Consider the following 10,252-nt stretch of genomic DNA (forward strand, 5'->3'; position numbering starts at 1 on the left):
ATTTGATTTTGTACCGGTCATTTCTAGATTTTCCTCTTGTTAAAATAATTTTACTGTTTTGGTCTCGCTATGATCACTTTTGGCGTTCTTACTGCAGGCCTTACTTCTCCGCCCGGAAAAACAAGATTTCCCCGCCACAGCACCATTGTATTTGTTACCCCGGGCCAGGTACTGTTATTGGGATTTGATTGCGCATCTGCTTTGATATTCTTTAGCACTTTCCCTTCTACCGACCATTTGTTTTTCTCTACATCGTAAGCTAATATTTCATCTGCAAAACCAGGATGTTTTTCTTTTAGTACAGCTGCTTTTGGAGCAAGTACGCCGTCATCACCACCGAATATGAGCAATGATTTGTGATGAGCGTTGTAGGCTGGATATGGCGCAGCTACAATGGCTTTTGGTAGAGAAGCTATTTTTTTCCACCCATCAGCAGCGCTGTAACAAAAAGCATCCGTTAGATATTGTCTGTCTACGCCCCCTTTATTGTTTTTGATCAGATCGGCTCCACTGAATAGATAAAAGGTTTGATCGGCAACACCAGCCACAGCCAACATCCGCGGAGGACCAGGCCAGGTTTCTAATTTATGCCAAACCCGTTTTTTTCCTTTAGAAGATAGATCGAAAGACCAAAAAACATTGGCGGTATGATCAGCTTCCGGCGTAAGGAGTCCGCCTGCAAGGTAAATAACATCACCTAAAACTGCTCCCGTGGTATTTGCTATGGGTTGAGGCAGATTTGGCAACGTAGTAATGCTGATGCTTTTATCTTTGTAAAGAATAGCATAAACCTTTGCCGAATGGCCTTTCTCGTTACTTCCTCCAATGCAAATGAATTGTTTGCCCCAGGAAATGGAGAGCCCATAACCTAAAGCTTCAGGAAGTTTGCCTGCTACCTTCCATTTCCCGCTGGGTTTATCAAGGACAAATATTTTATCGCTCCACACTTTTTTTGAGCCTGACCATGGTGCACCACCATCTGGGAAATTTGCTCCTCCGGCAACAATCAATGCATCGCCCGATACTCCACTAAAAGAACCGGCAAAACCGAAGTTATCTGGTATGGCTGGCAATTCTCCCCATGCAAATTGATTTGTTTTTTTGGTAATCTGTGCAGAACCTGCTGTTGATATCAACATAAAACTTAAAAAAAGTAAGGTATTAAAGTGTTTCATATAATGTGCCTATAGAAAATCTGYATGCTTATAAGCATTACCTATATTTTTCGAGGAGCTCAAAAAAGCCAGTTTTGATTAAATCGGCTTTAAGTTCGATAAATTTATCAGAAGAAAGTGGTACCAATGGTAACCGGGYATCTCCTAAATCATAACCCATCATTTTCATAATCGCTCTTTGCGCCGCAATCGATGGATGTTTGATAATGCAGCGGATAAAATCGACCACTTTTAATTGTAATGCCCTGGCAGCAGTTAAATCATTATTCCTGAAAAGTTTGATTATTTCGAGGTATACCGGTGCGGCAAAGGTATAAGTACTACCAATGGCACCAATAGCACCTACTGCCAAAGCACTTAACAACATCTCATCATAGCCAGATAATACTTCAAATTTCCCATCCTTGTAGTTTAAACAGGCTTGAAACTCGTGAAGTGTTGATGCCGTATATTTTATGCCGGCAAGATTTGGGATTTTTTGCTCTCCGAGTGCTAAAAACTCAACCATATCCATTCCAACGCCAGTTAAACTAGGCATATGGTAATAATAGAATGGAAGTTCGGGAGCGGCCGAGGCGATTTCGGCCATACAATCGACCAGGTTTTGTACCGAGGTGGGTTTGAAATAAAATGCGGCTACAGAAGAAAATGCATCGGCACCAATCTGCGCAGCATGGGTTGCAAGCTTTTTACATTCTTGTATGGAAGTGTGCCCCACATGTACCAATACTAAAATCCTTTTATTTGCAGCTTTTACGTACGCTTCTGCAATGGCTATCCGCTCTTCAACAGTCATGTTTGGTCCTTCTCCGTTGGTTCCACAAATGTAAACCCCTGCCACACCATCAGCAACCAATTTATCTACTAGTTGCGGTATTATGATGAGATTTAAGGAACCATCTGCCTGGTAGGCCGCAAATGTTGCAGCAACTATGCCGTTAATTTTCATATGTATTTTGTATTTGTCTAATTAAAAAATTCTGGTATTAATATTTTGGCCTGTTTGCGCACCGATGTTACATCTGATTCCGAAATCCATTTATAGGGCCATCTTAATCGTGTTGGAATCTGAATATAGCCACCAACTGCTGCTAAAAATTTATCTAATGCCGGGTTGCTGTACTGTTGCTTTTGATATGGAGCAATGCATATTTTAAAGAATTTGAGCATATTTTTTTCTATCCTCAAAGCCTCATCCAGATCTGTTTGCATCAGTTTCCATAAGTGCTGAGCTGCCGATGGATTGATACAGGCAACATTTGAATAAGCCCCAGCTGCAATGCCCGTCTTTACCCCACTCGCCAAAAAATGGCCTGGGACGAATATTGATAAATGGCTTGCATACATCTTCATCTCTTCGGTCCAAGCTACGTCTTTACTTAAAACTTTAATACCAATAAGTGATGGCACCGCTGTTTTGAATTTGAGGTAATCTTTTGGTTTTAACTCCAGCTTTGCATGTGGTGGATTATACAATACCAAAGGAATTCCGTTTGCGTGCTTTGCGATTCCCTGTAAAAATTCTATCTGTTCAGCATCACAAGGAACTACCCAATCTGGCAAAATCACCTGAAAAGCACTTGGTTGTAGGCTTACTGATCTCTTAATCCTTTCTAATGAAATCAATGGTGAAGGATGACTGCAGCCTATCTGAAAAGGCATTGATGCTTTCTGACATTTTTCTGCAAACAACCAATTAATCTGATCAAATTCTGCTTCGGTCTGATTGTGAAACTCACCTGCTGTTCCGTTAGAATAAATCCCATCTACTTTCGCTTCAATCAAACAATCTATTTCATCAGCCAATAATCCGAAATCGATCCTTTGGTCAGTTTGGATGGGCAATAACAATGTTGCCCAATTTCCCCTTAAAGTTTTTGCAGTTAATGTATTCATCAGTATTTTTTAGAGATCGGCTTCAAACTCTTCAACCTCCTTAAACTTCRTTTTGCCTTTTACCAATCTACCTAAGCGGGGTTTGCCACCATTGTATACTTCTATCGCATCGGCATCGGCATATCTCAAAAACAGGATTCTTCGGTCTCTGCTATCAGAAATATTACCGTCTGATTTATGAAGCATCCAACAGTTAAAAATCAAAACATCTCCTGCCTTCATTTCCATCGGTACAGCTAAACTATCGTCGGCTTCTACAATAATTTCAGAGCCACTTTTCTTTTGCGCTTCGTTCTGCTCTACCCTGATCTGGCCTTTTTTATGACTGCCTGGAATTAACCACAAACAGCCATTGCCCCGGTCGGTATCATCAAGCGCAGTTAAAGTGGTTAAAGCGTTATAAGGCTCCAGCTCGCCATAACCATTATCCTGATGCCAGCCAAAGGGTTTTGTATTGCCTTTCATTTTAAATGTAAGCTGTGAAGTAGCTCCTTTTATATTCGGACCGATAATTTCTGAGGCCATCTCAACCAGCGGACCGCTAAAATAGTATCCCTTTACTGTTGTGGCCTGATGGTGGATATTAATCAACAAGGCGTTTTGCAGCCAGCTTTTATTCGGATCGAAGGTCTCTTTTTCTTTACCCCAGGCGTCCATACACTCTTGTTGCATCTGAGCCAAACCTTCAGGTTTTAAAATAGATTTGATGATGAGATAACCGTTTTCGTTAAAAAACGTCAATTCTTCTCGACTGAGTGTTTTATAATTAAATAACGATTCGTTTTTCATGAATAGTTGCATTAATATCCTTGTGTTTGCACCAGATTTGGATTTGCTGCCAAAACAGTTGTAGATAAAGGCCAGAATAAAGGCACCGTTTTATTTTTTAGGTTAGGTACGTAAGTATAGGCGTTTATGGTACCGCCGAAATGAAAGCGTACAATATCGTACCAGCGTTTGTTTTCGAAGAAAAACTCACGGCCGCGTTCGTCAAAGATGGCGCGCTCTACGGTAGCTTTATCAGTTGCACCGGTATAAACTCCGTTTCCGGCTCTATTTCTAACTTTATTTAAATACACAATTGCCTGCGCGGTATTATCAAGTGCGGCATAAGCCTCGGCCGCTATCATATAGATATCGGCCAGTCTGAACATGATGACATCGTTATCAGAAACCCGGTCGTCAGCGTATTTGGTACCCGGCATTTTGGTAATCCATGCGCTCTTTTGTACGGTTCCCTGTCTTTCGATGATAAAGGTATTTGGCACACGTTTATCAGCGGTTAGGCCGCTAAAAAGTGCCCTGCTTTCTTTACTGATCTGGTAGCCGCCCTGTCCGTTAACAGAAGTAAGCGCATAGGCAATGCTATCAAGGTTGGATGCATTTGAAATCGCCGTTAAAAATGGCAAAGCATTTAAACCATAGTTTGCGCCATTTTCATCACGGTTATAATAGGCCAACATGATTACTTCAGCGTTTGCCCTCGTTGTGGTTACATCTTTAAAGTTGGTCAATAATGAAACACCTGTGGCTTCTRCTGCAGCAGCAGCGGTGATCGCATCGTTAAAATCTGCCGTTCCTCCAGCTAATACTTTGGCGCTCCATAATTTAGCTTCAGCTTTTAACGCCAATGCAGCGCCATACGAAAACCTGTATTTGGATACGTAAGTTTTTTCAGGAAAAAGTGCTATAGCCTGATCTAAATCAGCAAAAACCTGTTTCATCACCTCAGTGGCTTTCGCTCTTGGCAAAAGTGGAACATTATCATCGGTAATGGTTTCGAGCATCAATGGAGTATCGCCAATAATCCTAACCAGATAAAAATAAGTATAGGCACGCTGACAAAGTGTTTCGGCCTTTAACCTGTTCTTCGTAGCCGCATTAGAAAAAGGAAAAGGCTCTATTTTGCTGAGCAGGAGATTACAGTTACCAATGGCTTTGTATTGTCCATTGTAGTTTAAAGCACCTACTGTTGGACTTAATATCTGTGACCATACCGTTGTTAAACGGCTGTTGGTTCCATTTATGAGTTCCTCGCTCCGTTCGGTACCGTAGGTAATGGAATTGGCAAAGGCCCTGATGGAAGTATATGTTCCGGTAACATAGGGAAGAAAATCGCCCTCACTTTTAAAGTAAACCTGATCGGTAATCTGCGATTGTGGTTTAACTTCGAGTAATTTTTTGCRAGATGAAAAAGCTGCTGCTATTACAATGATAACAGAAAGCAGGATATATTTCTTGGTCATTTTCATGTTTTTAAATGTTAAAATCTTAATGATGCGCCTAAGGTGAACTGTCTTGGACGAGGATAACCTCCCGGATCGAATCCTGTGTAAGTTTCAGGGTTCAACCCTTTGTATTTAGTGAGGTAACCTACGTTGGTAACGCTCGCAAAAACACTCATTCCGGTTGAACCGATTTTCGACATGATGTTTTTAGGCAGATCGTAACTCAGGTAAATTTCGCGTAAGGCTAAAAAGTCTCCTTTCGAAATCATGGTAGAAACATCCGATGCATAACCACTTCCGGTACCTACCGTACTGGCTCCCTGTCTGATAAAGTTTTTCTGTCCGAAATCAGCGTCCCCGAAAGAGAAACGGGCATATAATTTATCCACATCACCAGATTTTTGCCAGATATCGTTCCCTAAAGCTTGTGCCGGAGCACCTTCATTATAGGCCCTGCCCTGTCCTAAAGATCTGGCTAAAGCGCCATCAGAGATCACAAAGCCTAAAGCATAATCCATATTAACCCTAAGCGTAAAACTTTTATAGGTAAATGTATTTTGAAAACCTCCGATTTTATTTGGTGTTTTATAACCCATAAACACCATATCGCGGTTATCGATAATGTTATCGTTGTTTAAATCTGCAAACTTGTAATCTCCCGCATGTTTACCTACCGTTATACCAGCCGCCGTAGCAATCTGATCTACTTTACCCCATGCAGCAGCTTCAGCCTCTGTAGAAAAAACCTTCTCTACCTGCCAGGCATAGTAACCAAACGGGCGTTCTCCTTCTGCATATCCGCCCACTTCAATTTCTTTACCGGTATTTGGATCGATGACAACGCCTCCATTCTGTCTATTTTTTAACCTGCCATTATTAGGTAAGCTGATTACTTTTTGCGCGTTGTAGGCAAAAGAGAAATTGGCGTTCCAGGCGAAATCTTTCATTTTCAGCACAGTTGCCTGAAGCTCGATTTCTATCCCTTTGTTCTGGATTGTTCCGTTATTGAATGTAATGGTAGAAAACGGCGCCTCTGCTGGCAATGGTTTAGAATCGATGCGGTTTTTGGTTAGTTTATCATATAAATCGACAGTAAGATTCACCCTGTTCTTGAAAAAACCTGCTTCTACCGCAACATCAGTTGTTTGTGTGGTTTCCCAAACCAGGTTCGGATTGGATAAGTTTGCACGTTGGATGCCTGAATTCTGTGCATAAACCGCTGAGGTATAACTTCCATAAGTATCGGTTAAATCTAAATCGCTCGAACCTGCCTGTCCCCAGCTTCCTCTAAGTTTTAAGGTGCTCACCACATTCGATTTCCAGAAATCTTCTTTATGGATATTCCATCCTGCAGAAACCGACGGGAATAATGCCCACTTATTTTCAGGGGCAAAATTTGAAAAACCATCGTTCCGCAATACGCCGCTTAAAAGGTATTTACTTTTATAATCGTAACTCAGCTGTCCGAAAAAACTCGCAGATTTAGTTTGGTTAATGCGCGTTCCGAAATTGGTAACATTGGTTACTGTTACACCGTTAATGGTGGTTACAGTTGGTTCGTTTATCGTGGTAATGTAATCGTTGGTTCCACGTTGCGAACCTATATCGATACTGTTCCCGTCATTTTTGGTATAATTAAAACCAGCCAATGCGGTAAAATGATGGTTTTCTTTTAAGGTGTAATCGTACTGTACGATCTGATCGATCATCAACTGACGGGTGTTGTTGGTATTCTCCGTTTTTAACCGGGTGGTTGCAAACTGGATCGGATCTGGAAATGCTTTTCTTGAAAAAATAGTTTTGTCATCGCTAATTAAGTAAGACAAAGCTGGCCTGTAATGTAGGCCTTTAACAATAGCCCAATCTGCATCTACCCTCGAAACCAATCGTTCAGTTGATGCTTTGGTATTATCGTAGGCCAACGTATGAAAGCGGTTTCTTGTCGTTAGGTTTTCGCCTGTAGTTGGTGTACCATCATCTTTAAAAATTCTGATCAGAGGCGTAATGCGTGTAGCGCGTACCAGGTCGTTGGTATATGCATCTACATAATTTGGCAATACATTCTGGTAGTTAAGCATGGCATTGATCTGTAGTTTTTCGCTTGCTTTAAACCCAAAATTTCCAAGCGCACTATATCTTTTATAGCTTGTGCCCACAAAAGTACCTGCCTGATCAACGTAGTTCATTGATATATTGTAAGTAGCAATCTGGCTGCCTCCATCAATCCCAAAATTGTAATTATTGCTTATGCCGGTATTCCAAAGCAGATCCTGGTAATTATTGTCGGCAAATAACAGTTTAGTACCCGGATTAATCGGATCATCCATAGTCTGCCAGCCGTTGGCCAATAAATTATCTGCATATCCCTGGCCTTCAACAGCTACAATGTTATCATATAATGCTGTTAAATTTGTTCCAACACCATACTGCCCTTTGGCAGTGTACACCTTCGTTCCTGCAGAAAAACCACCATTATTTAACAGTGTATTCTTATCAATTAAATCGAAGGTGCTTTTTGCTGTGGTTCTGGCAAGAGTGAGGTAATCTTTGGCACTTAAATAATCATACATCCGCGATGGAGTTTCCCAGTTTGTACGGTAATTAAAGGTGATATTGGGTTTCCCTGAGCCAAATTTTCCGCTTTTGGTTTTGATCACAATTACACCATTTGCACCACGGGCACCATAAATTGCTGTTGAAGCCGCATCCTTCATTACCTGCAATGATTCGATATCATCCGGATTTAGATCTTTCATCGTCCTGAAAACACCGTCTACGATAACCAGCGGACTTGATGCATCAGAAGATAATACAGGATCTCCACCACTATTACCGGTGCCTGTTCCATAAACATTAAGTTTTGAACCCCCACGGATAATGATATTGGTACCAGCCGAACCTGGTTGCCCGTTTGATAACGGTACCGAAACTCCGGCAATTTTACCCTGTATGGCTGCTATTGGTCCTGCATTGGCGGTATTAACCAATTGTTTTGTATCCAGTTTAGATACGGCGGCTGTATTTTTCTCTCTTGATTGCTTAACATATCCCACTACTACCACATCGGTTAAAGACTGTGCATTTGGATTTAATTGTACATTTTTTGTACCGCCTATTCCAGCCTTTACTTCTTGTTCGTTATAACCTACTGAACTAAAAACAAGGATTGAATTTTGAGGTACCCGTAAAGTGTACTTTCCATTTGCATCTGTAACAGTCGCGGTCTGCGCGCCCTTTACTTTTACACTTACTCCTGGCAGCGTTTCATTTTTTGTCGCATCAGAAACAGTACCCGATACCTGCACATCGGTTGTTTGTGCAGCTCCTGTTAAACCACAGAGGTTAATTGCGGCCAACAGGAAAATAAATAAAATTTTTCTCATAATTATTACTTGTATTTATGTACTACATATTTGGTTAGTATAGAAATTCGCTGATTAATCACCACGTGACTAATCGGCCTTAATTATTTTGTTAAATCTGAATAGTTTACAGTTTTAAATACAATGCCCTCATATGGCTTTGCATATCCTGCTTCGAAAAAGCAGCCGATTATTTGTTTGTCTATTACTGCAATATCTGAGTAGGCAGATGGACCAGGGTGTAAAACCATCTTATATTTCCAGGTTTTGCCGTCGTTTTCGCTTAAACGTAAAGTTAAATTTGCCCGTAATTTTGTATTTGCCGGATTGCTGAAAAGCAGTGTTGGTTTATTTTTGCGATAAAAATGACTCAGCAAACTTCCCTGGCAGATGGGCTCTATTAAGGTTGTATCTACCTGTACATTTGCCCAGTTCATACCGCCATCTTCGCTTACAGCGGTATGCCTTGTTTTAATTGTCCGGTCACTATTCCGCATGTTCAACATCAATCGGCCTTTCGAAATTTCGGCCAAGGTAGTTTCGTTCATTTTATCCTGAGGGGTATTATTGCCTAAATTCCAGCTCTTGCCATGATCATCTGAATAAATGGTGTGTGCAAAATTCTGATTAGTACCCGTTTCTACATGGTTTATCGGCACTACCAAACGGCCGGCATATTTTCCTTTAAGTACCTGTAAGCCATGGCATGGCCCGGTTGCGTACCAGGTCCAACCTGTTTTTTTCACTTGAGCAGTAATCTCTGTTGCAGCCGACCAGGTTTTTCCATCATCACCAGATGATAACATATATACATGCCTTCCATCTTTCGATGAGCCATCCATAATCTGTTTTTCATGGTCGGTACCCAAATTCCATGTAGAAATTAAAATGATATTGCCAGTAGCTTGATCCTGGACGGGAACAGGGTTGCCACAAGTATTGGTCGAATCGCTCCACACCAATTGTAAGCCGGTCCAGGTTTTACCCTTGTCAAATGAACGTTTAACCACCAGGTCAATATCTCCAGAATCACCACAATTGTTTTTTCTTGCTTCGGCAAAAGCAAGCAAGCTCCCGTTTTGAGTATGGATTAGGGCTGGAATACGAAAACAGGCATAACCGTTTTCTCCAGCTTTAAAAATGAAATTCAGACTGTCTACCCTATTCGCTTTAATATTGGATGCCGCATAAGTGGTATTTATGCAGCACAAAATCAGTGCAGAAAAGCAGCATAACCCGCCAATCCTTTTCAGATTTTTGATGGTGTAAAACATAACTTAAAAAAATTAATTTGGTTAGTGCAAGCCTAATCAGACTTGCATAAAACAAATGTAATTAATAAATTAATATGTAGTACATAAAAACTTAATTTATTTTCTTTAGTGCCTCAAGTCGATCGAAATGAGGCTTTAGATGTTCGTACATTCCATTTCTGAAATCATTTTTATTTCCAGATTTAAGAATTTCCACCAGATCCTGATGGCTAACACTGCCAGAAAGAAACTCATTTTCTACCTGAAGCACAAAACCAAAAACCGGCAAAAGCATATGCTGGAAACGTTTTAAGGTATCGTTACCGGCCATTTCGTAT

The 10,252-nt window shown here is 40.9% G+C and carries 7 protein-coding genes and 1 pseudogene; all 8 read right to left on the reverse strand.

Annotated elements, in window-relative coordinates; genetic code table 11:
* Positions 1–50: 50 nt before the first annotated feature.
* Entirely contained in the window at positions 51–1,175 is a 1,125-nt protein-coding gene (locus tag AC1DPQ_RS07400; RefSeq protein ID WP_477583044.1) for a galactose oxidase, read from the reverse strand.
* Positions 1,176–1,212: 37 nt separating this feature from the next.
* Positions 1,213–2,124 carry a dihydrodipicolinate synthase family protein gene (locus tag AC1DPQ_RS07405; RefSeq protein WP_477608594.1) on the reverse strand — a complete coding sequence of 304 codons (912 nt, stop codon included), beginning with the start codon at positions 2,122–2,124 and terminating at the stop codon, positions 1,213–1,215.
* A gap of 17 nt (positions 2,125–2,141) precedes the next feature.
* Positions 2,142–3,071 (reverse strand): dihydrodipicolinate synthase family protein, encoded by a 930-nt coding sequence (locus AC1DPQ_RS07410; RefSeq protein ID WP_477608596.1) that lies wholly within the window; start codon positions 3,069–3,071, stop codon positions 2,142–2,144.
* A gap of 9 nt (positions 3,072–3,080) precedes the next feature.
* On the reverse strand, positions 3,081–3,860 hold the full coding sequence (locus tag AC1DPQ_RS07415; protein ID WP_477608598.1) for a phytanoyl-CoA dioxygenase family protein: 780 nt from the start codon (positions 3,858–3,860) through the stop codon (positions 3,081–3,083).
* A gap of 11 nt (positions 3,861–3,871) precedes the next feature.
* Entirely contained in the window at positions 3,872–5,317 is a 1,446-nt protein-coding gene (locus AC1DPQ_RS07420; RefSeq protein ID WP_477608600.1) for a RagB/SusD family nutrient uptake outer membrane protein, read from the reverse strand.
* 17 nt (positions 5,318–5,334) lie between these two features.
* A complete protein-coding gene (locus AC1DPQ_RS07425) occupies positions 5,335–8,682 on the reverse strand; it encodes a SusC/RagA family TonB-linked outer membrane protein (protein WP_477608602.1) in 3,348 nt (1,115 codons plus the stop codon).
* Positions 8,683–8,765: 83 nt separating this feature from the next.
* Positions 8,766–9,935, reverse strand: a complete 1,170-nt coding sequence (locus AC1DPQ_RS07430; RefSeq protein WP_477585342.1) for a sialidase family protein — start codon at positions 9,933–9,935, stop codon at positions 8,766–8,768.
* A 91-nt stretch (positions 9,936–10,026) separates the two neighbouring features.
* Positions 10,027–10,252, reverse strand: a pseudogene (locus AC1DPQ_RS07435) (FadR family transcriptional regulator); the annotation flags it as partial.

This window comes from Pedobacter sp. 01T416_2 (genome assembly GCF_056398925.1).

Coding starts and splice junctions, on each gene's coding strand:
- AC1DPQ_RS07430 (WP_477585342.1), bottom strand. CDS start 9,935: ATGTTTTACACCATCAAAAATCTGAAAAGGATTGGCGGGTTATGCTGC.
- AC1DPQ_RS07425 (WP_477608602.1), bottom strand. CDS start 8,682: ATGAGAAAAATTTTATTTATTTTCCTGTTGGCCGCAATTAACCTCTGT.
- AC1DPQ_RS07410 (WP_477608596.1), bottom strand. CDS start 3,071: ATGAATACATTAACTGCAAAAACTTTAAGGGGAAATTGGGCAACATTG.
- AC1DPQ_RS07400 (WP_477583044.1), bottom strand. CDS start 1,175: ATGAAACACTTTAATACCTTACTTTTTTTAAGTTTTATGTTGATATCA.